Origin of the sequence: Enterobacter cloacae complex sp. ECC445, assembly GCF_021892025.1 — a bacterium.
GTDB classification, from domain to species: domain Bacteria; phylum Pseudomonadota; class Gammaproteobacteria; order Enterobacterales; family Enterobacteriaceae; genus Enterobacter; species Enterobacter chengduensis.
Map to the genome: position 1 here is coordinate 1 of NZ_JAKLRZ010000009.1, position 24560 is coordinate 24560.

Consider the following 24560-nt stretch of genomic DNA (forward strand, 5'->3'; position numbering starts at 1 on the left):
CTTTATTATCGAGTTCGGTGACCGCCTGGACGGTCACTACTGAGAAAAGGCATTTACACAGAATGGTGTACAGGGTCCATGCTATGGCCCCTACGGGTTTAATGCGGGGATTTCCTGCCACGCAGTCTGCAAGGATTGCATGACCTCACCCAATGGCTGCGTGGGCCGCAATACTGTACTGGTCAGTTCCACATCATCCTGTTCAAATTCGACCGGCACCAGCATTAAGTAAACACGCGTCCCTTTTAGCTGATAACCGAGCAATAAAACAGGCGCCTTACCTCCATCGCACTCCGTCCTCTCCAGATAGTTAGCCCAATCCCGCACCATTGCATACGCCTGCGGCATATAACGGCTGTCCAGAGTCCCTTTAGGGCGCTTGAAGGGCACAATTTCTGTCGATTTAAAAATCTGCGTCATCGGCATTACCGCCTCCCGTAAAACAAAGCTAATCACTTTTCAGGGAATAAAACATCGTGCATTGGATTCGCTGGGTTGTTCATGGCATCAACGTAATTCATATTCCTTTTATTTTGTTCTTCATTCACTTCTTCGAAGAATGAATCCATACAGGTTTTATCTTCGCTGCTTTTTTCTTTGGTCAGTTCCCCATGTACTGAATGGTCAAACACCACCAGCGGAGCCACTTCAATAATGCGGCCATTGCTGATCAGCCGCACTTTCTGCTTCTTTTTCGCTTTCAGATGGCGAATCACGCGCCATACAACCATGACCAGAACAAAGAGAATAAAGAATGTTTCTAAGCTCATAGTGACCTCCCCGATTTCTATATGCCTATTATACGCAATCGCCTTATCAACCTAACAATCACCGCGCACTAAATCCACCAGCCTGCAACATAATGTTTTTATGTTCGTTACCAGAGGGTTTTCTTCCGGCTGCGTGTCTTTGGCTCAATCCATCAGACAGGTGGCATATGTCCGGTGCAGCGCATCACCTCGCGGACCTGCCAAGATGGACGGATACAGGATTAAGCATCGGTCACCCGCCGGACGTCCCCCCCCGTTTTCAAATCCGCCTGCTGTAAATTAGAACGCCACCGGCGCTCCGTATACATGCTACGGCACCAAAGCATCAGGGCTTTTTTCCCGTTTGCAGGACGTTGTCCCTGCCGTAGTGCATCGATTTCGGATGGCGCTGCAAAAAGTTACTTTTCCCGGGTGCGAAGAACACTTTCCGGCGCCACCGTTTCTTGCAGCCGACGGGGCTGTCCTGTCACCGGGCATCGATACCATGCAGAACAACTCCCCCAGCCTGGCTGGGGCCCTCCTGCATCATTAGAGATGCCGTTTCTCTAATCTACTTTCACACCTCGTTTGAACGTTACAAAGTGCTCATCATCAGCAAACCCGGCCAGTCCTGCATCGAAGATAAAGGCAGGCATGCTGTGTTCATGCAGGCTGTGATCGCCCGTGTTCTCAATACACTGAACATGGGCACCGTTGTACCCGTGTACGGTTTCAAGGGATGTATAAAATTTGCCGCCTGCCGCTTTAAAATCATTGAAGGCTTTTTCAAACCGATTCCATGCTTTTTGCTGGGCCGGGGTGAATTCCACCAGTTCGTCAAAAGTTGCCATTCGGTTGCACTCCTTTAGTGAGGGTTTTGTGGGGCAGTCGATAGCCTGGATAGTCTGTCCGGGTCTTTCCGTGCGACAGTACCAGAAAACCTAACTCGACCAGACGGTCATAGATTTTGCGGTCGCGATTACTGCACTGGTTGGGGTAAACCACTCCATGTCGTTCTACGAATGCCAGGCAGGCTTGCTGATAACTGCCGAGCTTATTTACCCGCTGATAATGGGCTTTCATACTTCCGACCAGTTGCTCTTTGGTCATCGTGACGTCTTTCATCATTTTCTCCTCAGTCATCTGCCCTCTTTCAACCAGCCATCAGCAGGCACAGTACGTCACTGCCGATGGCAGTATCCAGCACTACCCGCTGAATGTCCTGCCGGGATCGTTGTCGGTACAGGCTTTTACCCCGTCTGCTTGCAGATGAAGTTCCAACGCCGCAAGCGCATCAGTATCGAAATTCCAGTGACGCCAGATCATCGGACTGCATGGCAAGGCGATATTGCGGATAACGATACGGAAATGCCCCCCAGCTGGACGTCTGCAATGGTGACATTTCGGTATAACGCTGCAATTTCCTGCGCCTGCGCCATTGAAATTGCGGTACCGTTCGTTACTTGTTCGCTCATTGAGTTCCCCTGATTCATGATTAATCTGGCATCTGTCTGATAGTTTCCGCCCGGGCACCTCAATAGGACAGGTACAGGCCGGTCGCATGCGTAAACACTGAGCTCAGGTACATGCCGGTGACATCCAGTTGACAGTCGAGCAGATCCGCGTGGTCCTGGCTGGCTTTAAAGAAATACAAATCGTGGCGGTCCTGCCCCTCCTCTTTGAAGATCCGAAAGACGTTAATGTCGGCGTTGCTGTAGAACTCCACGTGAACGCCATAGCGGACGGTACCCTCATCGAACTGGGCCACGCGACGGGCGGACTTCACCTGCACCCAGCGGGGAAACTCCGTAAGGTAATCACGCCCGGGCATGAGATTATTAAAAATGAGGTCGACTGTATCAGTCATCTTCTGGCGGTCGAACTCAAACTGGCCTCCCCCGTTATTGCGATAGACCGGCTGGATGGCATTAATGTGTTTCAGGAATGTGGTGTCACGATCTTTGCTGAACATGGTCTTGCTCCTGTCGGGCCGGGCCCGTGCATAAGGGGTTTATTTCCAGCGGGCCACCAGCTGGTCAAATGCCATGGTGGAGAGTACCGGTCTGAACAGTAGTGGACGCACGGCCACGTTCGGCAGGCGGTTCTCGCACCAGGCATTAAAGACGGCCTGCCAGACACCGGCATAACGCCCTGCCTTGGCCTGGATCTGCTTTTGGGTTTGGCACCTGGCAATGGCCAGCTGGTAGAGGCTTTCATTCTCAGCGGCTGAGAGTCGCTGTAGGGCCTGGTAGATAACACGATATTCTGCGTCGGAGGCATTACCGGCATAGGTCAGGATGGTATTCATATCTGCTCCTTTAATTTTTCCTCATTTTACCGGGCTGCACTTCCAGGCTAACAACATGATGAGTAAATAATTAAAATTAATTCAGATAGATAAAATCAGACGATGGCTGATTTAAGGCTGACCGCTGATCCAGACGCGTTCTTTTTCCGACTGCCTGTCTTTTTACATCGGCAGCACGACTCCACGGCAGTTGCCTGAGGACCCAACCGGGGCGTTGGCAGCGTCGGGCCGGTCGCCCGGAAGACAGATTGCCCATGGCGACGAACAGAAGGGTGCTGTTTGTGCGAGGTGACGATGGCAGAGCGGCAGGGAAAACGGTTCAGATCCGATTGTGGGTTGGCAGTGGCGGGTACGATTACGCTGTTGTTGGAAATATTGGGTTGAGAGATGAGGCGTTGGCACCGGCTGGGAAAATGCTCAGTTCGACCGGTCCGCTGCTTTCACGGTGCTGGAGGTGGGGTGGATCATAGGTCACCACATTTGACTCACGGGGAACAGGGGAATGTTCCGGTCCATCCAGCTGACTGGACCGGAGTCAGCTTCATGCTTTACCCTGGTCTTGCTTATCTTTGTGCTTACGCAGGAAGGTTTCCAGGTCGGCATGGGCGTTAATGATCGCGGTCATTTCGTCATGAGTCAGCACGAGGGTGTAGGTGTCCTCGCCGATGGACTCACCAGGCTTGTGTGCCGCAGCTTCGGCAATGCGGCCAAACAGCGGGATAGCCGTATCAGCAATTGTGGTCACGGTTTTCTTGTTCAGAACGCTGGACAGTGAAGGCACCTTAGGTTCAGGCGTCGGCGACTTGTTGACCGGCGGGGTCTGTCCTTCCGGTGGCTGGACTTCAGTGCCCTGCCCGGTTTCGTTTTCAGTTCCGTTATTAGCGGCGTTGTCAGAGGTATTTTCCTCTTCCGGGTTGTGAGCCGGTGGCGTTGCCCCGTCATCGGTTTGCGTCTGCGTTTCGGCGTCGTTGGCGTGTGTCAGGTCCGGGGCGCTTTTGGTGCCGGTGGTGCTGAGACTGACCGCTTTAACATGCTTCAGTGTGCTGGCGGTCGCTTTGCCGTAGACGGCGATAGCCTTGCGAATATTCTCCACCGCCGCTTCGCCGCTGTAGAGATATTCGTCGAGCGCAACGTACATAGAGACTTCATCCGCTACGAGCATGGCCTGAAGGGCTTCTGGCAGGTCAAGTACGCGCACCATCTGGCGAAGATGCTGTTCGGACTTGCCGCGCTTTTTGGACAGTTCCGCGTAGCTGTAAGGCTCTTCTTTATCCTCCACCAGCCGCTTGATGGACAGCGCCTGTGCCACCACAGACAGGGACAAGGTGGAGTTACCGGTCAGCGTGAAGAGCTCGGCTTTTGCGGAGCTACCCCGGAATTCTTCTGTGCGGATCTCACTGATTCGTGGGAGGCCTTCTGCTTCCAGCTGGCGGTTAGCAATGGCGATTGCGCGGATACGGCATGCACCCTGACGCAGCACCGGTTTTCCGTCCAGAATTTGCAGCACTACCGGGGTGACCGACATCGGATCTTCAAGGTAGGCCTCAGCCAGACCGTTGAGGTGCTCAATCACGTGTGGCATGGAGTAGTACGCTTCCCCCATCCCCGCCGTGCGGGTATTAAACCCTTCAATTTCTACGATTACCGCAGGGTCGATTACCAGTCCGTTGGCTTTACGCTTGCCATTCCCTGTACGTTCAACATAGCCACGCAGGCTCTGTTCAGGAGTGGCGGTTTTGTTTGCTTCAGTGGCAATTGCAGTCATTTCGGTCTTCCTTCATTTCAGTGGTTTGTGTAACCACAATACACAGTCGGCTTATTTATCTAATAATGTGCGGAGAAAAAAAGTAACTTTTTTCCGGAGAGGCGTTGCGAAATAATACGGCATCGCGCCATTTTAAAAGTTGACGTTAAGCGCCTGTTTTTGGCCTGTAGTGATGGGCGTTCTGTCAGTGTCCCGGAGAAAGTTACTTTTCCGGTTGCCAGTCTGTACGTCCGGGGGTCCTTCTGGGGAAAACCCTGCTGCCCGCCCCTAGCATCGGGATAGATTAAGTGTTGAGAGGCATAAAAAACAACCTTCCGTGTCGGCGGGGAGGCATTTCTGAAAGTGATAGACTTTACAAAACGCCCTGTGAGGATCACTGATGATTGCTTCCATTATCAAACCGCTGCTGCGTCTTTTTCAGTCACCCGAAATCGCGGTCCCTGCCCCGGTCACATCGTCGCGAATGGAAGAAAAAGCTGTTGCAGGTCTGTGGCGCCCGCTCCCGGAAAAGCATGTGGTGCTTTTTCTGGACTTTGACGGCGTATGTCACCCCTGCCAGAGTGAAACCTTTGAGAAGATGCCGTTGCTGGAACGCCTGCTGGAGGAGTGCCCTGCGATGGTCATCGTGATTTCCAGCTCGTGGCGGGAATGCGCCAGCGTGGGCTACCTGAGAGCATTGTTCCCTAAGACGTGCGAGGATCGGCTCATTGGTGCCACAAGCTCGCTTTATCTGATGCCGGGGCAGACCGGAGTACGGGCTGCGGAATGCGAGGATTTTGCCTATACGTACCGGATTAAATCGTTCATCTGTCTGGATGATGATGCCTCCCTGTTCCCCGTAGGCTACCCGCATCTGCACCGCACGGATTATTACAGCGGACTTACGGAAGCTGATGTCACGAAGCTCAGTACCCGATACCTTACGCTGATGAGTCGATGGGGAAGTTGAATTGATTGCAGGAAAAAACAAATTTAACCGAGGGTAGTTATGCGCAAACACGCTATAGATGTATTACAAAATCTTGATAGTCATATCCTTGTCACGGGTGATTCGGGTTCAGGGAAAACTACACTGTTATCAGAACTGCGAATGGTCGATAGTGACTTCAGGTACTATCACTTCCCGGATTTGAATACCGGAAAAAAACGCTGGGAGCTTTGTGATGACAACTTTGATGATTTTGATTTTCTGAACACGCCGGAGCGAACCTTAATTCTTGATGGCGTCACCGCAGGTGATGCATCGGGTAATTCGAAAGTAATGCATTTTATCAGGACAGCAAGAAAGCACGGGAAACGCCTTATTGTTGTCGCATATCCGACGGACGTCATGCAGCTCAAACCATTATTCGGTGCGGTTATTACTTTATCCGGTGGTTTTAAGGGCGACAGTACATGTGCTGTAGAACTCCTTTCTTAAAGAATGGCCCCGTCGTGTGTGCGGGGCCATATTCCAAAAGCGAGAAGACGGTAAGATACTGAGACCCGTTTCTCTTTCCGGCTGCTAATCCCGCACAGACTGTGCTGGACTCCCCGTCAACTGGCGAGGTGATTGAAATTGCACCACGCCAAAAAAGATTCCGTGCTTTTCATGCCCCAGCTCATTGCGATGGTGCTGAGCATATTCTCTCCCATACCCATCATCGCCTTCTGGTGATTAAGCATGGCATTACTGTCCGTGGCCATGTAAGTGTTTTTGTCCATCACGTCCTTCAGTTCGGCAGACGCCTGCCTGTACTGCGATGAGCTCTTCATCGTCCGGGTCGCTTCGGTACGGGCATTTTCAGGTGGGGTGTTGTTAGCCAGTAGATTAGTGAACTGCATCGCAGCAACGGCCAGGGGGATCTTGGTCGTGGCACAGAAATCCATTACTTTTTGCTGGTCAGAAGACGTCCCGGCATGAGCCTGGAAGGTACAGACGGATGCGAGTACAAAACCGATAAGTGTTCGTTTCATTATTCTCTCTCTTGTTGCGAGGGTGTCCGGGTTTTCCGGCAGCGGTGTGATATATATCGGTAGCTGCTGCCACTTGCTTCAGGCAGAAATGACATCGGGCTGGCGCACGGGCGATGCCGCGTCCTCCTGCAATTCACGAAGACGGGCCTCATAGATCTCATTTCCGGTGATGTGTCCGTCCACGCCAAGCCCGACAAGAAGCTTCAGGCTTTTGCTGTACGAGAGGACAACCAGCCCATGAAGTGCCATGGTGTGGCAGGAAATCCGAAAGTTGGAACTGTGGATCTCCTGGTTCCGGTGGGCATTGATAAGGGACAATAGGCGTGTGCTGGCAACAGGGCCTTCGTTCCCCCGGACCCTCAGGGCATAGAGAACAAACAGGATGTCTTTCTGAATCGCCGAAATTCGCATTGTGACAGGTGACCTCAGTGTTTTCGTACCGTAACGCCAGTACGACGAAAATGACCAGGTATTAGTGCTCTGGCAGCTGTGCGGGCGTCAGTCTGAAGCGATAGCCGCAGCCGCGTTCAATCCGGGCACCTGCGTCCAAACCGCTCTCAATGTCCTTCGCGGCAGCGTCCAGATAGTCGGCGAGGCGACTGACCGGCACTGATGCAGGACATTGCGCTGACAGCGTAAGTAGGGAAAAAGGGTGGAGGACATCGACGCGTACCGGTGCCGGAGGTGTGTATTGCCCGCGACTGTCCATTGGGTACGCGCTCGGAATTTCAGACAGATTTACCGTTAGCACAGCCCGCTGCTCATCGAGCCCGGTATGACCCATGGTGCTACGCTCCATGAGATCGCCCCCCTCTGCCGGTAAAGGCAGCTGCCTGACCAGCATTGCCCGGGAACGGACGCATCGGGCGATATCCCGGGAATGACATCCCGCATCAGCAGTGATCACCAGCTTCAGCTGCTGTACCGCAGCCCCTCCCTGCTTCTCATCGTTACCGCTGACCAGTCCACCCGAGGCCACCCGTACCCGGGCAAGAATCAGCCAGGTCGGGTCTCTCCTATTCCTGAAAAAGGAGTATCCGGTCAGCCCGACAATGACAGCAGCGGACCAGATAAGCTCAATCCACATTGAGCGTGCCACCCATGGTAAACCCGTAATTCCCTGTGGCATTCCCGCATTCCGGACGGCTGTCATCATAAATCGGATCGTTAATGGGGACGCCCATGCCCGATATCGAATTTGCCGCCAGGCGCCGGTATTCATTTTCACAAAACTCGGTCAGTCGGCCCATCACTTCGTTAAACAGGTCACCTATTGCTTCATTTTTCTTATCGGCTAACTTTTGCATATTTATGTACGCCTTCACTGGTTAGAGATACCTGTCTGTATATCCGATGTGCGGCAAATCTCCGCCAGGGGGAATAAGGGGAAAAATCGTTTTGCTCCAGGCGATCTTACCGCATACGCGAGGGGTTTTTTTCCGGATAAGGACCGTATTTTGTTGGTAAAACGGATTAAGGCGGATTTAGCGGATGGTGGCGGTGTCAGGGGCCGTCGGTGTCTGGAACAGGGACGTCGGTCAGGCAACAGACATGGGTAATTTTTCCGGATGTCCGTGTCAGGCGGGTGTCGGTATTTGAGAAATCTGGCAACCGGAAAAAAGGCAGTTTATGACGGGGTCCGGGCTTTAACCGGGCGGCGGTTAAACATGTGGGCGGGTAACTCTGACACCGCCGAATTTACCCGTTCGTAACGGACGGCCTATCGAGGGAGCTTAAGGAATAATGTCCTTTGCTGAGTTTGTGATGGTTTGAAACCGTGGTGAATGTAGAAATTTTTAGCTTCTTCGGTCAGTGCATGGACCATGATTGCACGTACTCCGATATTCTCGGCAACGCGATAGCAACGAAGCACTGCATCATGCAGCAAATCAGCGCCAAGACCCTTTCCACGAAATGATATATCGACAGCCAAACGGGCGAGAATGATGACCGGGATCGGGTCTGGCATGTTACGCCGAAGACCGCCTATGGCTTCTGTATGATTCACGCTCCCGGTGGCCAGAGAGTAAAAACCGGCTATTTGCTTCGTGCCTTGCTTACACACCACAAACGTTCGGGCCGCTCCGAGGGCCTGATTTTTTAGGCCTCTTTGCTTTAACCAGTCATCGAGCACAGCCTCACCGCTGACGAACTCAGCCACCTGATGATAAGCGGATAACGGTTCCGGTGCGGTTACACGTTCCACTGAGGTTTCCTTGCCAGCAGTTTCTCGATAACAGGATCATCAGCAACCGGTGCATCAAGCATATCGATGAACTCGGCATATTGCTCATCGTTAAAATGAAAAACGCGGCGGTCAAGGATAACCTCTTCAGCAGCCTTACAGGCCATTTCCAGAATGAAGTCGGTGCGGGATTTATGCAGGATCTCCGCAGCGGCATCAATGAGTGCCCGCTGCGATTCCCTGGCTCTGAGGTTAAGTTGAACATCTGATTTCATGATTCACCCTTGTATAGCATTTGCTTTACATAGAATAGCACAATGGATATGTATATCAAACGCTTTACGTTAAGTTATCGCTTTTCATATTTCGGAGACTGAGGCAATTAAACCGGACGGCGCCAGGTTTACCCCCCTTGCCAGGCGACCTTGCCCAGCCTGCATCAAAGCCCCGGGGTAACAGTTCGCGACCCCTTGGTTGTTTTCCCGGATGAACGCCGTTGCCATTTGGCATCAGACAGAGCAAGAAAAAAGGGCTTCCCCGAAGAGAAGCCCTTTCAAAAGGTGCCGCAGGATTTAGCCAGCCAACATCGCGACCGAAAAGCGGGGGATCGCTCCCCCGCTCCCAGCTACTTACCGGATTCGTAGGCCATTACAGCAGCAAATTCCCGTCCTCCGTCTTTGAGCCGTACTTCGCAGAGCGAAGCGCGGGTAAGCCAGGTGAATACCAGCAGCGTGATACACACTATCAGTACACACAACAGAACGGTTATCTGCGGCAGTTTCATAGACTACTTCTCCTTGCCAAATGGCAGGTAAGAGGCTAATCTGACGTTGACTAGACATACGGATTGCCTCGGTTAATTGAAAAATTACTCGGGGCTTTCTTCTTTATGCCACAACCAACAGTAAACCGCAGACCGGAGCATAAAGCCTCCAGCACCAAAGCCATTATACCCTATTGCTTCCCACGTCTAATACTTATTCAGTAAATAAATCAGAATCTTGCCCCTGATCTGGCGAATCAACTCGCGGGCGAAATCCCGTCTGTTGCCCGACCATTCATCTGGATTTTACGAGAACTTTTCTTTTCCGGTTGCCAGCTGCTGGTAACGACGGCTGCGCATGGATAACCGTGAATGTCGATATCAGGTTAGATTGATAAAACAGACTGGCGCCAGTTTTTGCTGACCTGCCCGCATTCGCCCTGAGCGCTTCATGCCCGGATGGGGTCAGCTTAAGACGGTAGTAGCGTCCCTTTTCCAGCACTGATGGTCTCCCCTCAATTTCAGTCAATCCCAGACGAAAAAGCACCGGGGAGCTGCGACAGCAGATATCATCCGGTCGGCCCATAAACGTTCGCAGTTCCAGAGCGCGGCTGAAGTCCCCATTAATCGAGTATTTCGTTCCGGATGCCATCCGACGCAGGACGTAAACCTGAGCCATGGTGAGCGCCGGAGGGTTGGCAGATGCAGTCATTTGTACTGGAGGCATTAATGAATTAGACATGCTTTTTCCTCCTCCAGAATCTCATCAATGATACGGTCGACAACCCAGTTGCTTATGCTTTGACGCGATGGCATGCGTTTATATCGACCGCCCCGGCCGTTTCGCTGCCCGCGCTGAGCATTCCATCGGCGAAGAACGGCATCGTTAATTTTTGGCTTCAGTTGTGAAGTGATCATGCTACATGCCCCTGTTTCCGTAGTGTCCGGATTAACACATAAGCGCCTGGACGCACGGCGCATATGTGTTGCTCTAGAACCGTCCAGTCTGACCCTATGCGTTAAGCAGTTTCACGGCGGTTGCAGTGATGCTCAGGCGCAATTCTTTGTCCCCGGATGCTACGGTACGGTGAAGCCACGCAACAGGGATGGTCATGCTGCCATCATCCCCGCCCATAGCAATACGGGCTTTGGCATGCCAGTCAGCATCAGTCCTGGGGTCAATGCCGCGAGCATAGGCCAGGGCGTCACGGGACGCCGGGGAACCTGGCAATACCGCATTGCTCAGGAGATAAATACCATGGCTGTTAGCCAGAATAATCCGGGGACCTAGGCATTCAGGTCTCAGGTATTTTACGGAAGGCCAGAACACTTCCCCTGTCGCCTCCGCTTCTTCTTCCGTCTTCCCCCCGGCATTACGCGCCACCCCGCCAACGAAACACGCGGGGTCAAAAAGTTCATCTTCCGTGGCCTGAAAGTCGGTCGCCGCAGCCAGATCCGCCAGCACCTTTTTCACATCTGCGATTTTGAATACGAGTGTGGCCATGATCATTCCCCTTCCTGAGCCGACAGTACCAGAGGGCGGATCGCTGTGAGCAGTGTGGCAACATCGGCGGGCAACAATGTGCCCTGCGAATCGAAAGCATTCTGCAAACGCTGGATACACGCCATGACATCTCCGTCAGACAGCGACTTCACCATCTCAATAACGGCCTGTGCGGAACTCACCGCCGGATAGATGTCTGCGGACGTGGTGTTATCGACGTCATTATCGAAAATAAGGTCTGAGTCGCATTGAATATTATCTTCAAGCCACGTATTGAGAATTCCTAGTAAAGAGATAATGCGTTCAATGTGCATATTATCGCCCTCGATTAATGTAGAGCAATAATATCAAAGTTACTTTTCCGGCTAATAACCCGAGAAAAGAAACTGCGTAAATAATTTGAGTTCACTTCAAATGATTAAGATCGCCGCATTTATAAATTAATCAGAAACAAAAAATATGTCCAGCGCGAGGATAAGCGAGAACAGGCGACTGCAATCACTTTTCCCGAATGTAATTATACGCCTCCATCCAGCATTCAGGAGAATGCCAGCACACATAGCCCTTCTGCGGTGATGCGCATTTCCCCGGACAGTCGGGTCTGGCTCCAGTAGTTTATTAGCCCCAGGGATTCGAGCTGACGGGCTACCCGGGTACAGGATTTGTTCCGCCGATACCACTTAAACCTCTCCGGCTTCTCTTCGACACGTCGGATACTTGCTCCTGCCGCAATGCTCGCCAGCAGCTCCCGCTGTGGTGTCGTCAGTTTCATGCTGAGTATCTCTTCCTCCAGCACACCGCGTTTCACAAGGCTTCGGCAGCGGCCTTGCATCCAGTTTTTAAATGCCGCAGTGGACTCGGCCTCAGTCACATCCTGACGACGCCAGGCTTTCACGGGACCTGCCTCTTTCGGCTGCCCCAGAAACGTAGCAATAGCCTTATCGGTCCATAGGCGGTCTTTTAGTCCGGTCTTACTGAGCCAGGCAGCATGCCATTTATCACGTTGCTTCTGCCGCTGGGTTTCGCCATAAGCCCGACGTTCGGCCTCGCTGTAGAGATGCCAGCGTCCGTTATAATATGTCATAGCATGTCCTCCGCCCTTACCGTGAAGGCTCGTCGCAATCCGGTTCGAACACGAACTCTTGTGCCAGTAGCATCCGTCCTTTTTGGGTTGTCCGGGCTGGATGGGCGATCAGCGGGGTAGTCTTGCCGGTGTGGTCCAGATCGAATTCGCAGCCACATACCCGGCATTCGTCCGGCCTTCCGGGCAAGCCCATCTCTCTGACCAACTCAATCTGCACGTCCTTTACCGAGCGACAGACTGGGCAGTTCGCCGACATAACGGGATCTTCAGGCCACTTCAGATTTTTCATGGCTTCTTCCTTGCAAGGTACGGTGACGGGATACACCGCAGACGGATTTCAGATGCTGGCAGTATAACCGCAACGGTGGAGTGTTGTTGAGTGCCTGTGCGTCCTCTGTGAGTAACCGGGCATGGATGGGAGTGGCCCGGTGTCAGATCAATACGCCGGTTCAGGCATCAGTAAATGCCACAGTGAGCTGGTGGCATGCCTCAATCAGACCCGCACGGGTGTGGGTTCGCAACGCGGCGGTGAGGGAAACCCGCAGCGTGGTTTCATCGCAGCCGTCCACGGTAAACTGGACAACTTTCGTTTCAAGCCGCGCCATGGCCTCATAGAGTTTTGCATCGGGGTTATTACGCATAAACCGCAGCATGTAGTCTGCGATGATCCTCACTGCTGCCCGGTTCGGGTCGGAAATGACTCTGCGCTCCCGTGGTACGGTGCTCGGTGTGAATACAGACATTATTTTTCCTCCGGGTGCTGTTGCACCGTAGCCTTTTGTGGATCAGCGCTGACAAAGGCCTTCTTCATGAAGAGATACATCGCTCCGTCACGGGAAAAACGACACTGATTCGACTCAATAACGGCCTCCAGATGCGCGGGATCGGTCCGCAGGCGTTTAATCACGGTCTGGCGATAAAGCAGTCGGGGGATGTGGTGAACGCTGTTAATCACGGCATGCAGGTCACGGCGAAAGTCATGCTTCGCCACTTTCATACTGATCTGAAGCGCCGCACATTCTGCGGCAATCACGCTGGCCCGGGCCACGGCCTGCTGGTGGGTTGTGAGTTGACTGTACGCGAAAAGTTCCGGGGTCATCTTCTACTCCTTCAGTGGTCTTTTCACTATTTTAAAAGATTGCATCGTCAGACTAATAATCTGGCGGGAAATAAAATTGATAATAACGATAGAAATATTCAGGCCGCACTCAAGCGGGCTTAAGAATCGAATAGTAAATTCACGCCCGTCAGTTTTAGTCAGCATTTAAAATACCGCTCAGGCGAGAAAATTGAATTACGTCAGCCACAGACGGTATTACTGTCAGACACAGAGAAGAAAAGTAACTTTTCCGGCTCCGACGTGTCCCCCTGCCTTTTCCCCGGATGCAGGATATTGCCCCACCTCAGCCCGACAGCGATTTCAGCAGAGCGTGAATGTGTTCTTTGTGCTCCATACTTTGTGCCACACCAGCAAAGTTCACCCGGGCAAAATACTCCACGATTTCACGCCGCGTTGCATTGCCTAGTTCAATTGCAGGTAGTGACGTGTGGCCGAACGCCAGCTGCTCACCACGGGTCAGTTCTGACCACATGACCGGGCCATCCTGAAGCATAAGTGGGATAGCGTCAGTAATAAAAAGTCGGAGCGTTGTGATCCGCTGCTTGCCATCCACCACTTCGATATACGGACCGTCCACAACCCCCCAGTCCGCTTTTTTGGCCAGTGCGACGTGGCCCAATGGAAAGCCCTGGATCGCCGCCATCAGAAAAGCCTGTTGTTCCGCAGCACCCCAGACGTAATCACGCTGATAATCCCCATCAAGAAACAGCGCTCCGTGCTGTAGCCAGTGAATATAGCTTTCAATGCAAATGGGTTTGGTTGTGCATGAAAAACGATGCAAAGCACGGATGCGGTTTTCCTGAGCATTGTCTGAGGAAGCCATATGCTGTTCTGTCCTTGTAATTGTGCAGGTATCATTGCCTGCACAAACAACATATCATCTTCACTCTAAAAACTAACAGTAGTTAAAATTCATTCCTGATGCCTATTTCCAGTGTCATCACCCCACCCCATATCAATATTCAGATCTACTAATTTCTGGAGCTCAGAGCGCAAATAATTAAGATTTTCGGGTTTGAATGCGTTCCAATCTGAATGCTCAACGCCAAGTTGCTTATAAAGGTATTCTCCTAACCCCAGCACGGCCTGGTCAGTGGCATCTTTAATAAAACCCCTCAGATAAGAGGATATTGATATTATCTTATCAACATCGCAACCATAATTAACTTCAGAGCCAACTAATGAATAAACCGAAGTAATAAAGTCGTTGTAGTTTTTGATAAGGCCAAAATTAAGCGGCCATAGTAGGTTCCATCTTATCATCGTGATGTTTTCCACCCGGCTCCGGAGTTGTTCTTTAACAGTTGCATTTAAACTTTCTTTACACCAGCGACGGGTCAGAACGTAATATTGTTCAATTGTGGATGCATTTGGTTTTACATTAAGCTTTTTCTGCTTTTCATAATACTCGATTGTGCCCTGACGAATAGTCAGCTTACCTTTGTTTCTTTGTTCCCATAGCCAGTGACTAAACGTAAGGCCTGTTAACAACACCTCTTCATTGATACGTGAACCAGAAGGTGTTGGGAGCATAAAAACATCATCATTTGTCCAGCGTAAAGTGTAATCCAATGCAAATCGGACAGGTGAAGGTAAAAACAATCTCGAATTTAATATATTGCCAAATTGACGGATGCCATCACTGGAAAGAGCACCAATTAATTTCTCATTGAACGTCATGAGAAAGGCCCCCTCCTCGTTATTATCTATACATTGCTGTAACGTATTCGCATCAATTTTTATTGTAATGACATCTTGGTCTTCCTCCGGTTGCTGGTACTGGTAAAAAGAAATAACTTCTTTCGCCTTCGTTGCTGTCAGAGGAAAGTCACGGTTTTGTGTTGGATGATAATTTCTGATGCCAATAGATGCCGGGATAACATTTATCATACTGACCAGTTGAATAGAAAGGCGTTCCATCAGTTTATTGTGAATAGCCCTAATTTGCGCCGCACTGGGTGCTTTATCACTATCGTTAAGGATTATTTCTTTGCTATCCAGAAAATCTTTGAGAATCTTAATTTTTAACGCCAGAAACTCCTGATCTTTCCATGTGCGTAAGTCATTAATGGCGACCATCATTGGGGTATGATACTTAATAGCGCGAATGATGACTTCATGTGGATAGTGCAAACGCCATGAGTTAAGGTTGCTCCAGGAAAATTTATGGTTATCTAAAATTCCGGGGATGACTTCACACTGTATAGAGTCATAAACCTCCCGACGCCAGTCTCGGTTTCGGGGATTATCCCGCGAATCTTTACCTGCCTGAGTAAAATAGTGGCCCTGTGTTTGCCCCTTGTCCAGCGCGATAAAAAATGACTGAAGTAAATTCAAACATTTCGTTTCGTCTGAAGTTTGGGGATTCCAGTGCAGGTCATTACTAAAAGCAAATCGCGAAGGGTCACTCGTTATGTAGTCTATAACCTGCTTATCGGCACAGATGACGTCAGCGAGACTGACCAGTTCCATTAGCGTAGTTGATGCTTCTGTTTTGCTGGCTTTTATACGTTCAATAACCATTAGTAACTGAATCCACTCTGCTAAACATGCCTGAGCGCATCTAGCAAAGCTGTTTATGGCCGGTAGTCGCGAATCTCTGGCCAATTTTTCAGCAGCCAACAAATTTTTTTCGCTAATCATCAACATACTCCTTTTTCAGGACCTTAATTCAGTCACCGTAATCAATGATGTTTTGCATATCAAGGCATACATTATCGTATGCGTTTACGTCACTCATCAATATTTTAAATACATACTTTGTTATCTCTGTATTCATATCACCATTTAATTCGCAATTTTTATATGAATAATACATTTTTCACATTTATATTACTGTGCAAGTCATTGATTAATAACAAATTAACCTATTGATTTAATCTTCGCGACCACCTAGGCTTTCTTTAAATACAAACCGGAGGACCTATGGACACGACGACAACTATTTACCTGCAAGACCTGCTTACAGGCATATACAACACCATCAAACTCGGCCGCGACAGTCTGCGTGTTGGCAACGACAGCTATCATCTTCTCCAAGCCATCAAGGACTATGGCGAACAGGCAGTCACTATTGCTTTAACGCAGATTGTTATGGAAAAAGAGGGCATCAGTTTCATCGAAGCGAGCCCAAAAGCCGCATTCTATATTCACGGTGTGCTGCAAGCAGCTGCGGGAGAGGGTTACGGTAAAGCCGCTCGGGACAAGCTGAAATAAACCGCATGGTAGTGGGCTCTGAAGGCGAAACTGTCCAAATGATCTGACTTACCTGGCAGGGCTCACCCATAAACTATTACGGCAGGATTAAGGTAGATGGAACTATCCCGGCCCGAAGTGGCGACTGGCGACTTTTCTTTTCGCTATTTCGGGCAGTTCTTCAGTGCAGACTTTATACAAAACTACATTAAACGAGAGACTGTTATTGTGAATCTTACAGGTAATTTGACCTATGAGGTCAGCGACTTAGATGATAATGAGCTGGAGGTTATTACGATTGATGCCTCTGATTTCAGCCTTGAGGAAACCGGGACCCGCAATTATGACGGCGTACGTGGCTATCGGGCTCTCTATGTCTACTTCAACAGCGAGTACAGTTTTGATGTGCAGGTGGAAGCCGAAGAAGTGAGCCACCGAATTACCGACTTTACCCTCGACGTGGTAATACACAGCAGCGAATATAAAATCCAGCTGGCCAATGATAGTCTTGAGGTCAGCCCAACGAGCGCTGAAGTGGAATACGACGAAGACGACTGGCATTAAGAGGTGGGATACCCCGGCGAGAACTGGCCGGGGTAAACGACAACAGCCTGAGTCTTTTGCAGGCTGTTGTGTTTATTTACTCAGGCTGGTTTTCAGAAAACTCACGCGGCGGCTAATCTGCCTGACCCACAACAGGATACTGGCCCCGAGCAACAGCAACCCGCTCCCGATAAGCCCACCCTGCCTGCTGGTATCTGCATAGTAGTCCACATCCGTGGTTTGCTTTGTCAGATATTGCCTCGCACTGGCCGTCACAACGTCACCAAACGCCGTCATCTCAAGTGCATAGCGGACTGCCCCCGGCACCGTGGCAAAAGGCTGTGTGGTGTTATACCCCTCAATCACCTTTTTGATGGCAGGAATTTCGGGCTTACCTTCCTTCACACCTGCCTGAGCAACGACATAGTCAAAGGGCAGAAATCCGGGCTGTGCCTTCGGGTTAACTTCCTGGAGGAAAGCCATGAGCTTTGCGTATTCATGATCGTCAATGAAAGCGGTAATTTTTTTATTAAAGCTATCACCCGGTGCATCATCGGAGGTGTCGCCAATAAGCACGGACGCCACTTTGGGCATACACGCCATCATTAATACCGTAAAGATCACAGGTAACATATGCATAGCAACATCCCCCCGGATCACCTTAATGAAGAAATAGGCCAGGTAACAAACGGCACTGGTGGACGTTACATAAAAAAGCGGTCCGTTTACAACGTCTCCCATTACGGACCCGATACCAGAAAATGCCGCATCAAAACTCGATTCGGGACCACGTAAAATTGCCGGAATATCGAATTCAAAACCATTGATAGTGGGCTCTAGGACCCATGAAGTTACCTTACTTGCTAAAGCTGCCAAAGACAGTAGTCCCCCCGTTACAGCAAGTGAGAGACCTGTACGGCGAATCCATGAAGTCCGCCGAGTCAGCGCTTTTACTTCCAGAACAACGTCGGCCTCCAGAATATTACTCGCCATGACTGACCCCTTTGGCGGTCAGGCGGGCGCGGAGATCTTCACGCATCGCGAGGACCTGCTTTTCGGTTTCCCGCAACTTACTGGCCCCTTCCTGCTGGATTTTAATCACGTCCCCTACCGTCTGGATCAGCGTATCCTGAACTTCTTTCAGTGTGCTGACGTCAATGACCAAACGCTGGTTCGCCTTCATCGTTGCGATGGCATTACGCTGGAGTAACTTCGCATTACTGCGGAGCAATTCGTTATTAGCGTCGTCAATGTCGTTCGCCAGCGTCACCGCGTTTTTCTGACCATTGAGAGAAATCGCCAGCAGGAACTGGCGTTTGAAGTTCGGAACCGTAATTTCCCTGACGCTGTGGAATTTGTCGATGAGGCTCTGATTATTGGCCTGAATAATCCGCAACATCGGCAAAACCTGCATAGCGGAATGCTGGGTAACAATCAGATCGCCAATTCGCTTATCAAGGTTGGCAATCAGCGTATCCATGTCCGCGACGTCCTGGAATTTGGCCGGATTATTGCCAATTTCGGCCCGACGTTCAGCTGCCGTCTGTTGCAGTTCGGTCAGGCGCACTTTACCAGCCGCGATATGGAGACCAATGAGGTGATGCTCTTTGACCACTTCGTCAAACATGCTCTGAAGCGCCCCGTTATTGGTGCTCAGGCTATTCTGCGTGATAGCAACTTCGGAAACCAGCGCATCAATCTGCTCGCGGGAAGAAGCGAACTGGGCGGCAAAGTTTTTCCCCCGGGTGCGGATTTTATCCACCAGCGGACCGATAATCGGGAGGGTTGAGCGGCTCTGAGTCAGGTTGGTGATATTCACGTTCCGGGCGAGGTTTACAATCTCCGTCAGCTTGGAACCTGCTTCATCGAGGTCCTTGTTGCGGATCTGCTCCAGTAGGCTGTCGGCATAGCTCGCAGTGTGCTCGGCCACATCGCGACCAAAATGATAGACCGTGTCAGGATTCGTCGCATCAATGCGACGGGCGATGGACTCGATCTCAGGTCCATCCTGCACCTGAAGCCCAAACTTTTCCAGCTCATCCTGAGTCAGTACAAAGGGGGCGACTTCGTTGCTGCGTTGAGATTGACCAATCATTTATCCATTCCTTCTAAGTTGGTGTGCAGGCTCGACAGCAGCGCCTGGTGAGCCTGAGAGGCTTTTGCGATGTCGTCAGGATCGATATTCTTAATCGTGATAAGTGACAACGTGTGCTGTCGCCAGACCGGGACCAGTACCCGCGTAGTTTCAATAAAGCGGTCAACCAGATCGATGCACTGGGCCCGGGTCATTTTCATCTGCATCGCGGCCATCTCGTTAGATGCCAGCAGGGTTGCCAGGTTGGCCAGCTTGCGGGCAAATCGTTCCCGTGGGCGGTCAAATCCGAGAGCATCATTATCTTGCTCGTCCTGGCCTGCCTTACTGGCGAGAAAATCGCGACCGGCCTGAATGAATACCTGAAGCCGTGCAATTTCGTCACGGTAGATGACCTGTAACTCATCCAGAACCTTAAGCGTTTCATTCACCCGGTCGAGGTGGGTGTTGCCGACAACAAGCAATGCTTCGACTTCATCACGGGCATTCTGATAGCGAACGCGTTTCTCGATGTGTTTGCCGGTGAATCTGGCATACCAGGACGGATTTCTGGCGATATTGCGGGGGTCGGCCTGCGTCAGGGCATCGACAATACTGCTGATGGTATCGGACAGGCCGGTGACGGCAGCACTTTCCATCAGTGTGGAGTAGCGGTCCATCGCCCCAGAGGAGATCGCTGAATCGCCGTAATGGCTAATCGCCTCTGCATCCCGCAGCAGACCGGGTAATACCCCGTTCGTCAGCTCTGCTACTGTAGGAATGCGGGCGTCCTCTGTACCGTTCATAAAGACCTCTGAAATGATTTTACCCGCCCTGCCAGCGGCGAATTCGGATGTTACGGCGGGCGCATTTCTGAAAATTCGCCTTACGCCAGTCAGTTAGCGCCCAGTTTAAGAGAAAGAGATATTATCAGGGACCACTAATTTTCAAATAAGTAAGCTGACCCGAAAAATTTCGTGATCACCGGGTCAGCAAACCAGCCTCGTTTATACGGGGTTATCACCCGCTAATGATGATGGCATTTGCTACCTGCGGAAGGCGATTTTCCGGCCCCAGTCTCACATGGCTGAGGCGTTCTGATGACATGGTCATCGCCCGGAACCCGGCCTTACGGGAGCGCACCAGTTCCCCCCAGGCGTAATGCTCCCAGACATCATTCACCAGATCAGGCTCACCCAACAGGCGTGACTCCATTTTCGGTGCAATATCGACCGGGGCCAGATCGGCATAGTCCGGGTGTACCCGTCGGCCCTGTGGCTCGCCCGCCTGGTAGTAGGCTTCCGCCAACAGGACATCATGGGACACCAGATCAAACTCATCGTCGTCAACGTAGGTTTTCAGGTTATAGTAGAGTTTGCCAAAGCCCTCAATCGCCCAGACGGATTCCATCGTAAACTCCGTCAGCGGTCGGGGGGATTTCACCAGAAAGCCGTTGAGCGCCTTGCGGCCCTTCAGCATGCCCACGCAGTAGCTTTTGTTGGCATAAGGCTTCATGGTGGTCAGTTCCTGCTTCGTGAGGCTGAGCGACAGCTCCGGCACCGATACGGACTCCAGGGTGCATAGGTTGCCCATGGGGTGCAAAATTTTGGGGACGAGGTGCAGATACACGATAACCTCCTGTTCAGGGTCGGTCTGACGGGGCGAATTACGCCTGCTCTTCTGTTTCAGGCTGATTGATAAACCCGTATTTCACACCACCGGGAACACCCACGGCACTGGCAATAGCGTCACACAAGCGCGATAAATCATTGAGCGTCATGTTGTACTCAATATCGACCGAGTAGAGCTCCCCGGCGTTTGCCGCGTCCTCCGCGTTGTCATGCCGGGAGCTGAAGATAGCCACAATCTGGGATTCAGGTGCACACATAATGTTTTTCCTTCTGGGGTAAGAAGCCTCCCGACATCGGGAGGCTTTTGATTAGGATTCAGCGGCCTTGTTCGTGGCCTTTTTGCGTTCCACTGCCCGAGCGACCAACGTCCCGATGACAATGAACAGTACGACCAGGCTGTAAAAGACCGGGTCAGAAACAGCGTCTGTTGCCGACGAGAAACTGCGAAGTCCGAGCAACAGCAGACACAAAAACAGCACACCGCGAACCAGAGGAGTAAAGTAACTTTTCATAGCGTTTACCTTGACGGGTTAAAATGCCTCACAATTACATCACAACGTAATGCGTAAATTTTCTGGGATAACCGCTCATATTGCTTCTATCGCAATGTCTTGCGGACCGGTCCTGCCAGACACTGCCGGATAAGCCGCCGGAGCAGCGGTTTTAAAAGGGTTGCCAAGGCGTCGGGCCGTGCATCCAGATAGCGAAATCCGGTGCAGATTGTCCGTCCGGACCGGGTCAGCAGACGCAGGTTCCACAGAGCTCCGGTGAAGGCCTCCTCCGTTCCGGCCTGAAGGCAGTGACGCACCGTAGCGAGTGACTGATTTCGGCTCAGTCGGAAATAGCGACGGTCTTCAGACGGGCGGTGTGCGCCAGCGAACCCCTGTAGCCGCAGATGGCAGTGCGTTAAAATAGCGTCGGTCAGTTGTTCCGTCATGACGGCGGCAGCGGCAGCGTCGGCCTCGCGGACTTCACGCAACAGTGCCTGTGTCAGCGCGTTGCCCACGGGCGTGTGGTTGTACTGGTGCAGTTCGGCGCACAACGCCACACAGCTCCAGAATCGCCATTTCTTCATCTGACGTGTCATGCGCCGAACCACTAGGTCACGGTACGCGGCATCATCCAGTACCAGGTACTGCTGACTGTCAAGCAGCGCCTGGAGACTGCGTTTCACGGTCAGCCCGATCCGCTGGTAGCGTTGACCCCGCTGAGCCAGTTTGTGGTAAAGCGACCCCTTCCCCTTTGCCAGGCGTACCGCGCCGCAGCGCAACAGGTAGTGCGCCGCGTAGCACGATGACAAGCCACCATCAGACACCCGCTGGCGTAAGTCGTCGTACTCATGCCAGATGACCCATGCAGCCGCGTCGGCATCGACTGTGACTTCTTCCTCTTCGTCAAACGCAACAATGGCCTTTTTCCCGGTTGCCGTAACCAGCGTTCGTGCCGCCCGTTCATCCCGTTCGCCCTCAAAATAGACTGAGGAGGTGAAGGGATCGGTAAGTCCGTCGGTATTGCGCTCCTGCTGTCCTCCCGGTACACGCAGCCACAATGGTGCAGGCATGGGAGTCCGGGGGACGGTGGACATCGCGGGCTCGTCATCGAGAAGATCCAGTTCTCCGTGCTCCCATACCCGGCGGTAAATGGCGATAGCCCGGAACGGCTCCGGGTTATAGCAGTGCAGTGACCAGAGGAAATCCACATAGAGGACGCTTTGCTCTTCCACCAGACGAAACTGCGGTGCGCTCATGCGCCGATGGTGCGGCGTATCGGGCAGCTCGCCTGAACGCAGCTTCTCCCCCACTGACGCCGCCCGCCTGTCCTCGGCATAATCCAGACTGCAACAGATGTGGAATAGCCTCTCGGTCAGCCCGGAAGAAAAAACGTTGGGCTGTAGGCGAATGAATCCGCCTTCAAACAGGGAGCGTCCAACGTAATCACGCAGGCTCCAGTCATACTGGATCTTCGTCAGGTATCGTTGCAGCCGGTTCAGTCCGGCCTGATACCCGTACTTCTCCGGATTGGTGTTGATCAGGGTTTCCATCGAGCGGTCAATTCCGACAGCGGTACACAATGAACAGCCATAACGGGCTCCGCAGGCTGACGGCGAAGGGGACGTTTTCTCAGGGCTCCAGATACATTCTCCGGTCGCATCTTTATACAGTTCAGCCAGGACGAAATTATCCGGCTGAAACCCCGGCAGCGGGAAACGCGCGTCCGAACCGCTGGCGGTGAGAAACGTCCAGATGTCTTGCGTGGTCCATTCCTTGACCGGGTACAGTTCACCTCCGTGGGCGGTGCGGGTCACTCGCGTGGCCTGCCCCCCCATCCGGGCAATGTTACCGGCCCGCTGGTGGCCTTCTGCATCCCGAGAGCCCAGCATCAGGCAGACGTTTTCACGCACCGATGCAGGAAGGCCTTTCAGGTAACGGGCCTTCGCCTGTCGCATCGGTAAGATCTTGAAATCGTTGGAGCACAAACGAGATGCCGAGTTTTTGTACGTCGGCAATCCGCGCCCGGTGAGAACGCGCCCAACCCAGCTCTGCGTCAGCGACGGGCGGGCAACGAGGATAGTCACCGGCAGGCCCTGCGCATCAATGAACGTCTGAAGCGCATCCAGTACCTGCGTGGCGTGGTAGTGCATCTCCGGGTTTTCGATGAGCGTATCGGCGGACGTAATGAAGTGGTGCTGACTGACGTTCGTGCCGTTGCGGACCGCCCGGACCAGCGACATCAGAAACAGGTGCAGCACGGCGGTGGAGTCCTTGCCGCCGCTAAAACCCACGGAACAGGTCCAGCCCTGCGTGATAGCCTCATAAATCGACGCGGTCGCAAGCCCGATGCGCTCTGCGATACTGACCGGCTCTTTGTCATCGGTGTAATTGAGATCCGGGTTGGTTTGCAGCGTCTGCCATACAGCAGACCATTTATCCTCAACCCATAACGACGCATTCGCCGCCGGATTAACGAAATGGTCTGTTGTCTGGCGCACATTATTTAATACGGATTCAGTGTACATAATAATTGTCCACAAATAATCAATCTGAGTAATTGGGGTTATTTAATATCCCGACTCGAAATAAAGCAATGGAGTATATAAAAAATAATTAAATCAGCTGGCGTCAAATTTAAATATCAATATTAATTTAAATCCTAGGAATATACGGGCGAACACTGCCCGTATAATAGCCAGATTTGAAATTACGAATAATTGACTTCGTTAAATAAATAATCCGGGTTGTCCAGGGCTTCCAGCGGAATCCGTGGGGTATGCAGTGCCATATCATCCCCGCAGTGGCGGGGAACGGCGGCAAGCACAAAGCCCGAATCAAATACCCGGATGAGTGGCGCATCCATCCGTTTGCCCTGCGCTTCAATTAACGCACTCAATGCCGCCTGCTGCTCACTATCCAGGACGGAAAGGCGCTCGGCCTGAAGGGTCTCAAGCGCCGTATCTTCATCACAGTCAGACCAGACTGCACCAAAATCAGTCAGCTCTACCAGCAGCAGGTCGTGTTCCTTCACCAGCGCCGCCACCTCCCGGATGCGGGAAGCCAGGGCATCATCAATCACAAGACTGACCAGCTCCGGATACCCGGAGGCAAATTCGTTGACGCAGGAAACGGTAGACACAATAAGCTTATTCATAATGACTCCTGTGCCCGCCGCAACCGGCGGGCTGATTAAGG

The 24560-nt window shown here is 51.9% G+C and carries 36 protein-coding genes and 1 pseudogene; 4 read left to right on the forward strand and 33 right to left on the reverse strand.

Going from position 1 to position 24560, the window contains the following annotated elements; translation table 11 throughout:
* Window positions 1–90: 90 nt before the first annotated feature.
* The 8 genes from L6R44_RS10390 to L6R44_RS10420 form a co-directional block, all read right to left on the reverse strand.
* Complete coding sequence (locus L6R44_RS10390) at window positions 91–426, reverse strand: hypothetical protein (RefSeq protein WP_237424086.1); 336 nt, start codon at window positions 424–426, stop codon at window positions 91–93.
* Between the two features lie 26 nt (window positions 427–452).
* Entirely contained in the window at window positions 453–770 is a 318-nt protein-coding gene (locus tag L6R44_RS10395) for a hypothetical protein (RefSeq protein ID WP_237424087.1), read from the reverse strand.
* Between the two features lie 545 nt (window positions 771–1315).
* Window positions 1316–1600 carry a hypothetical protein gene (locus tag L6R44_RS10400; protein ID WP_237424088.1) on the reverse strand — a complete coding sequence of 95 codons (285 nt, stop codon included), beginning with the start codon at window positions 1598–1600 and terminating at the stop codon, window positions 1316–1318.
* Window positions 1587–1877, reverse strand: coding sequence for a hypothetical protein (locus L6R44_RS25000; RefSeq protein WP_442876503.1), 291 nt, complete (start codon window positions 1875–1877; stop codon window positions 1587–1589). The genes L6R44_RS10400 and L6R44_RS25000 overlap by 14 nt, the downstream gene beginning before the upstream one ends.
* Window positions 1878–1955: 78 nt before the next feature.
* Window positions 1956–2312 (reverse strand): DUF905 family protein, encoded by a 357-nt coding sequence (locus tag L6R44_RS25005; RefSeq protein ID WP_442876504.1) that lies wholly within the window; start codon window positions 2310–2312, stop codon window positions 1956–1958.
* Window positions 2284–2721 carry a hypothetical protein gene (locus L6R44_RS10410; RefSeq protein WP_237424090.1) on the reverse strand — a complete coding sequence of 146 codons (438 nt, stop codon included), beginning with the start codon at window positions 2719–2721 and terminating at the stop codon, window positions 2284–2286. The genes L6R44_RS25005 and L6R44_RS10410 overlap by 29 nt, the downstream gene beginning before the upstream one ends.
* Window positions 2722–2760: 39 nt before the next feature.
* Window positions 2761–3057, reverse strand: a complete 297-nt coding sequence (locus tag L6R44_RS10415; protein ID WP_237424091.1) for a hypothetical protein — start codon at window positions 3055–3057, stop codon at window positions 2761–2763.
* A gap of 541 nt (window positions 3058–3598) precedes the next feature.
* Window positions 3599–4822, reverse strand: coding sequence for a DNA-binding protein (locus L6R44_RS10420; protein WP_237424092.1), 1224 nt, complete (start codon window positions 4820–4822; stop codon window positions 3599–3601).
* Between the two features lie 379 nt (window positions 4823–5201).
* Between L6R44_RS10420 and L6R44_RS10425 the strand changes: the two genes are divergently transcribed.
* Together L6R44_RS10425 and L6R44_RS10430 are read left to right on the forward strand one after the other, a co-directional pair.
* Window positions 5202–5771, forward strand: coding sequence for an HAD domain-containing protein (locus tag L6R44_RS10425; RefSeq protein ID WP_237424093.1), 570 nt, complete (start codon window positions 5202–5204; stop codon window positions 5769–5771).
* Window positions 5772–5810: 39 nt separating this feature from the next.
* The gene (locus L6R44_RS10430) at window positions 5811–6242 is read left to right on the forward strand and encodes an ATP-binding protein (RefSeq protein ID WP_237424094.1); all 432 of its coding nucleotides are present in this window, start codon (window positions 5811–5813) and stop codon (window positions 6240–6242) included.
* Between the two features lie 116 nt (window positions 6243–6358).
* Here the strand turns inward: L6R44_RS10430 and L6R44_RS10435 are convergent, their stop codons facing one another.
* The 17 genes and pseudogenes from L6R44_RS10435 to L6R44_RS10520 form a co-directional block, all read right to left on the reverse strand.
* Entirely contained in the window at window positions 6359–6778 is a 420-nt protein-coding gene (locus L6R44_RS10435) for a hypothetical protein (RefSeq protein WP_237424095.1), read from the reverse strand.
* Between the two features lie 78 nt (window positions 6779–6856).
* Window positions 6857–7027, reverse strand: coding sequence for a hypothetical protein (locus L6R44_RS10440; RefSeq protein WP_237424096.1), 171 nt, complete (start codon window positions 7025–7027; stop codon window positions 6857–6859).
* A 223-nt stretch (window positions 7028–7250) separates the two neighbouring features.
* Window positions 7251–7877: a hypothetical protein gene (locus tag L6R44_RS10445; RefSeq protein WP_237424097.1), complete on the reverse strand. Its 627-nt coding sequence runs from the start codon at window positions 7875–7877 to the stop codon at window positions 7251–7253.
* On the reverse strand, window positions 7855–8085 hold the full coding sequence (locus tag L6R44_RS10450; protein ID WP_237424098.1) for a hypothetical protein: 231 nt from the start codon (window positions 8083–8085) through the stop codon (window positions 7855–7857). The genes L6R44_RS10445 and L6R44_RS10450 overlap by 23 nt, the downstream gene beginning before the upstream one ends.
* Before the next feature lie 413 nt (window positions 8086–8498).
* Window positions 8499–8984, reverse strand: a complete 486-nt coding sequence (locus tag L6R44_RS10455) for a GNAT family N-acetyltransferase (RefSeq protein WP_237424099.1) — start codon at window positions 8982–8984, stop codon at window positions 8499–8501.
* A pseudogene (locus L6R44_RS10460) lies at window positions 8972–9258 on the reverse strand (type II toxin-antitoxin system TacA family antitoxin). Before L6R44_RS10460 ends, L6R44_RS10455 begins: the two are co-directional and overlap by 13 nt.
* A 330-nt stretch (window positions 9259–9588) precedes the next feature.
* Entirely contained in the window at window positions 9589–9747 is a 159-nt protein-coding gene (locus L6R44_RS10465; RefSeq protein WP_202668434.1) for a type I toxin-antitoxin system Hok family toxin, read from the reverse strand.
* 274 nt (window positions 9748–10021) lie between these two features.
* Window positions 10022–10468, reverse strand: coding sequence for a hypothetical protein (locus L6R44_RS10475; protein WP_237424102.1), 447 nt, complete (start codon window positions 10466–10468; stop codon window positions 10022–10024).
* Entirely contained in the window at window positions 10453–10644 is a 192-nt protein-coding gene (locus tag L6R44_RS10480; protein WP_237424103.1) for a hypothetical protein, read from the reverse strand. The genes L6R44_RS10475 and L6R44_RS10480 overlap by 16 nt, the downstream gene beginning before the upstream one ends.
* Window positions 10645–10738: 94 nt before the next feature.
* Entirely contained in the window at window positions 10739–11230 is a 492-nt protein-coding gene (locus L6R44_RS10485) for a DUF3085 domain-containing protein (protein ID WP_237424104.1), read from the reverse strand.
* 2 nt (window positions 11231–11232) lie between these two features.
* Window positions 11233–11544 carry a hypothetical protein gene (locus tag L6R44_RS10490; RefSeq protein ID WP_237424105.1) on the reverse strand — a complete coding sequence of 104 codons (312 nt, stop codon included), beginning with the start codon at window positions 11542–11544 and terminating at the stop codon, window positions 11233–11235.
* Window positions 11545–11768: 224 nt separating this feature from the next.
* Entirely contained in the window at window positions 11769–12314 is a 546-nt protein-coding gene (locus tag L6R44_RS10495) for a hypothetical protein (protein ID WP_237424106.1), read from the reverse strand.
* Window positions 12315–12330: 16 nt separating this feature from the next.
* Window positions 12331–12603 carry a hypothetical protein gene (locus tag L6R44_RS10500; RefSeq protein WP_237424107.1) on the reverse strand — a complete coding sequence of 91 codons (273 nt, stop codon included), beginning with the start codon at window positions 12601–12603 and terminating at the stop codon, window positions 12331–12333.
* A 160-nt stretch (window positions 12604–12763) separates the two neighbouring features.
* Complete coding sequence (locus L6R44_RS10505; RefSeq protein WP_237424108.1) at window positions 12764–13057, reverse strand: hypothetical protein; 294 nt, start codon at window positions 13055–13057, stop codon at window positions 12764–12766.
* Window positions 13057–13413 carry a hypothetical protein gene (locus tag L6R44_RS10510; protein ID WP_237424109.1) on the reverse strand — a complete coding sequence of 119 codons (357 nt, stop codon included), beginning with the start codon at window positions 13411–13413 and terminating at the stop codon, window positions 13057–13059. Before L6R44_RS10510 ends, L6R44_RS10505 begins: the two co-directional genes overlap by 1 nt.
* 304 nt (window positions 13414–13717) lie before the next feature.
* Window positions 13718–14257, reverse strand: a complete 540-nt coding sequence (locus L6R44_RS10515) for a DUF262 domain-containing protein (protein WP_237424110.1) — start codon at window positions 14255–14257, stop codon at window positions 13718–13720.
* An 89-nt stretch (window positions 14258–14346) separates the two neighbouring features.
* Window positions 14347–16077, reverse strand: coding sequence for a hypothetical protein (locus L6R44_RS10520; protein ID WP_237424111.1), 1731 nt, complete (start codon window positions 16075–16077; stop codon window positions 14347–14349).
* 282 nt (window positions 16078–16359) lie between these two features.
* Between L6R44_RS10520 and L6R44_RS10525 the strand changes: the two genes are divergently transcribed.
* The gene (locus tag L6R44_RS10525) at window positions 16360–16650 is read left to right on the forward strand and encodes a hypothetical protein (protein ID WP_237424112.1); all 291 of its coding nucleotides are present in this window, start codon (window positions 16360–16362) and stop codon (window positions 16648–16650) included.
* A gap of 96 nt (window positions 16651–16746) precedes the next feature.
* The gene (locus tag L6R44_RS10530) at window positions 16747–17193 is read left to right on the forward strand and encodes a hypothetical protein (protein WP_237424113.1); all 447 of its coding nucleotides are present in this window, start codon (window positions 16747–16749) and stop codon (window positions 17191–17193) included.
* Between the two features lie 72 nt (window positions 17194–17265).
* Here the strand turns inward: L6R44_RS10530 and L6R44_RS10535 are convergent, their stop codons facing one another.
* The 8 genes from L6R44_RS10535 to L6R44_RS10570 all read right to left on the reverse strand — a co-directional run bounded on the left by L6R44_RS10535 (window position 17266) and on the right by L6R44_RS10570 (window position 24519).
* Window positions 17266–18165, reverse strand: a complete 900-nt coding sequence (locus L6R44_RS10535; protein ID WP_237424114.1) for a hypothetical protein — start codon at window positions 18163–18165, stop codon at window positions 17266–17268.
* Window positions 18155–19267, reverse strand: coding sequence for a toxic anion resistance protein (locus tag L6R44_RS10540; RefSeq protein ID WP_237424115.1), 1113 nt, complete (start codon window positions 19265–19267; stop codon window positions 18155–18157). The genes L6R44_RS10535 and L6R44_RS10540 overlap by 11 nt, the downstream gene beginning before the upstream one ends.
* The gene (locus tag L6R44_RS10545; protein ID WP_237424116.1) at window positions 19264–20049 is read right to left on the reverse strand and encodes a toxic anion resistance protein; all 786 of its coding nucleotides are present in this window, start codon (window positions 20047–20049) and stop codon (window positions 19264–19266) included. Before L6R44_RS10545 ends, L6R44_RS10540 begins: the two co-directional genes overlap by 4 nt.
* Window positions 20050–20263: 214 nt before the next feature.
* On the reverse strand, window positions 20264–20872 hold the full coding sequence (locus tag L6R44_RS10550; protein WP_237424117.1) for a DUF6012 family protein: 609 nt from the start codon (window positions 20870–20872) through the stop codon (window positions 20264–20266).
* Between the two features lie 37 nt (window positions 20873–20909).
* Complete coding sequence (locus L6R44_RS10555) at window positions 20910–21131, reverse strand: hypothetical protein (RefSeq protein ID WP_237424118.1); 222 nt, start codon at window positions 21129–21131, stop codon at window positions 20910–20912.
* 51 nt (window positions 21132–21182) lie between these two features.
* Window positions 21183–21386, reverse strand: coding sequence for a hypothetical protein (locus L6R44_RS10560; protein ID WP_237424119.1), 204 nt, complete (start codon window positions 21384–21386; stop codon window positions 21183–21185).
* A gap of 86 nt (window positions 21387–21472) precedes the next feature.
* Window positions 21473–23890 carry a phosphoadenosine phosphosulfate reductase domain-containing protein gene (locus tag L6R44_RS10565; protein ID WP_237424120.1) on the reverse strand — a complete coding sequence of 806 codons (2418 nt, stop codon included), beginning with the start codon at window positions 23888–23890 and terminating at the stop codon, window positions 21473–21475.
* 182 nt (window positions 23891–24072) lie between these two features.
* Window positions 24073–24519: a hypothetical protein gene (locus L6R44_RS10570; protein WP_237424121.1), complete on the reverse strand. Its 447-nt coding sequence runs from the start codon at window positions 24517–24519 to the stop codon at window positions 24073–24075.
* Between the last annotated feature and the right edge of the window lie 41 nt (window positions 24520–24560).

Excerpts from the sequence above, each read along its gene's own strand:
- L6R44_RS10390 (WP_237424086.1), bottom strand. The coding sequence starts at position 426 with ATGCCGATGACGCAGATTTTTAAATCGACAGAAATTGTGCCCTTCAAG.
- L6R44_RS10395 (WP_237424087.1), bottom strand. The coding sequence starts at position 770 with ATGAGCTTAGAAACATTCTTTATTCTCTTTGTTCTGGTCATGGTTGTA.
- L6R44_RS10400 (WP_237424088.1), bottom strand. The coding sequence starts at position 1,600 with ATGGCAACTTTTGACGAACTGGTGGAATTCACCCCGGCCCAGCAAAAA.
- L6R44_RS25000 (WP_442876503.1), bottom strand. The coding sequence starts at position 1,877 with ATGATGAAAGACGTCACGATGACCAAAGAGCAACTGGTCGGAAGTATG.
- L6R44_RS25005 (WP_442876504.1), bottom strand. The coding sequence starts at position 2,312 with ATGCGACCGGCCTGTACCTGTCCTATTGAGGTGCCCGGGCGGAAACTA.
- L6R44_RS10410 (WP_237424090.1), bottom strand. The coding sequence starts at position 2,721 with ATGTTCAGCAAAGATCGTGACACCACATTCCTGAAACACATTAATGCC.
- L6R44_RS10415 (WP_237424091.1), bottom strand. The coding sequence starts at position 3,057 with ATGAATACCATCCTGACCTATGCCGGTAATGCCTCCGACGCAGAATAT.
- L6R44_RS10420 (WP_237424092.1), bottom strand. The coding sequence starts at position 4,822 with ATGACTGCAATTGCCACTGAAGCAAACAAAACCGCCACTCCTGAACAG.
- L6R44_RS10425 (WP_237424093.1), top strand. The coding sequence starts at position 5,202 with ATGATTGCTTCCATTATCAAACCGCTGCTGCGTCTTTTTCAGTCACCC.
- L6R44_RS10430 (WP_237424094.1), top strand. The coding sequence starts at position 5,811 with ATGCGCAAACACGCTATAGATGTATTACAAAATCTTGATAGTCATATC.
- L6R44_RS10435 (WP_237424095.1), bottom strand. The coding sequence starts at position 6,778 with ATGAAACGAACACTTATCGGTTTTGTACTCGCATCCGTCTGTACCTTC.
- L6R44_RS10440 (WP_237424096.1), bottom strand. The coding sequence starts at position 7,027 with ATGGCACTTCATGGGCTGGTTGTCCTCTCGTACAGCAAAAGCCTGAAG.
- L6R44_RS10450 (WP_237424098.1), bottom strand. The coding sequence starts at position 8,085 with ATGCAAAAGTTAGCCGATAAGAAAAATGAAGCAATAGGTGACCTGTTT.
- L6R44_RS10465 (WP_202668434.1), bottom strand. The coding sequence starts at position 9,747 with ATGAAACTGCCGCAGATAACCGTTCTGTTGTGTGTACTGATAGTGTGT.
- L6R44_RS10475 (WP_237424102.1), bottom strand. The coding sequence starts at position 10,468 with ATGTCTAATTCATTAATGCCTCCAGTACAAATGACTGCATCTGCCAAC.
- L6R44_RS10480 (WP_237424103.1), bottom strand. The coding sequence starts at position 10,644 with ATGATCACTTCACAACTGAAGCCAAAAATTAACGATGCCGTTCTTCGC.
- L6R44_RS10485 (WP_237424104.1), bottom strand. The coding sequence starts at position 11,230 with ATGGCCACACTCGTATTCAAAATCGCAGATGTGAAAAAGGTGCTGGCG.
- L6R44_RS10490 (WP_237424105.1), bottom strand. The coding sequence starts at position 11,544 with ATGCACATTGAACGCATTATCTCTTTACTAGGAATTCTCAATACGTGG.
- L6R44_RS10495 (WP_237424106.1), bottom strand. The coding sequence starts at position 12,314 with ATGACATATTATAACGGACGCTGGCATCTCTACAGCGAGGCCGAACGT.
- L6R44_RS10500 (WP_237424107.1), bottom strand. The coding sequence starts at position 12,603 with ATGAAAAATCTGAAGTGGCCTGAAGATCCCGTTATGTCGGCGAACTGC.
- L6R44_RS10505 (WP_237424108.1), bottom strand. The coding sequence starts at position 13,057 with ATGTCTGTATTCACACCGAGCACCGTACCACGGGAGCGCAGAGTCATT.
- L6R44_RS10510 (WP_237424109.1), bottom strand. The coding sequence starts at position 13,413 with ATGACCCCGGAACTTTTCGCGTACAGTCAACTCACAACCCACCAGCAG.
- L6R44_RS10515 (WP_237424110.1), bottom strand. The coding sequence starts at position 14,257 with ATGGCTTCCTCAGACAATGCTCAGGAAAACCGCATCCGTGCTTTGCAT.
- L6R44_RS10520 (WP_237424111.1), bottom strand. The coding sequence starts at position 16,077 with ATGATTAGCGAAAAAAATTTGTTGGCTGCTGAAAAATTGGCCAGAGAT.
- L6R44_RS10525 (WP_237424112.1), top strand. The coding sequence starts at position 16,360 with ATGGACACGACGACAACTATTTACCTGCAAGACCTGCTTACAGGCATA.
- L6R44_RS10530 (WP_237424113.1), top strand. The coding sequence starts at position 16,747 with ATGGAACTATCCCGGCCCGAAGTGGCGACTGGCGACTTTTCTTTTCGC.
- L6R44_RS10535 (WP_237424114.1), bottom strand. The coding sequence starts at position 18,165 with ATGGCGAGTAATATTCTGGAGGCCGACGTTGTTCTGGAAGTAAAAGCG.
- L6R44_RS10540 (WP_237424115.1), bottom strand. The coding sequence starts at position 19,267 with ATGATTGGTCAATCTCAACGCAGCAACGAAGTCGCCCCCTTTGTACTG.
- L6R44_RS10545 (WP_237424116.1), bottom strand. The coding sequence starts at position 20,049 with ATGAACGGTACAGAGGACGCCCGCATTCCTACAGTAGCAGAGCTGACG.
- L6R44_RS10555 (WP_237424118.1), bottom strand. The coding sequence starts at position 21,131 with ATGTGTGCACCTGAATCCCAGATTGTGGCTATCTTCAGCTCCCGGCAT.
- L6R44_RS10560 (WP_237424119.1), bottom strand. The coding sequence starts at position 21,386 with ATGAAAAGTTACTTTACTCCTCTGGTTCGCGGTGTGCTGTTTTTGTGT.
- L6R44_RS10565 (WP_237424120.1), bottom strand. The coding sequence starts at position 23,890 with ATGTACACTGAATCCGTATTAAATAATGTGCGCCAGACAACAGACCAT.
- L6R44_RS10570 (WP_237424121.1), bottom strand. The coding sequence starts at position 24,519 with ATGAATAAGCTTATTGTGTCTACCGTTTCCTGCGTCAACGAATTTGCC.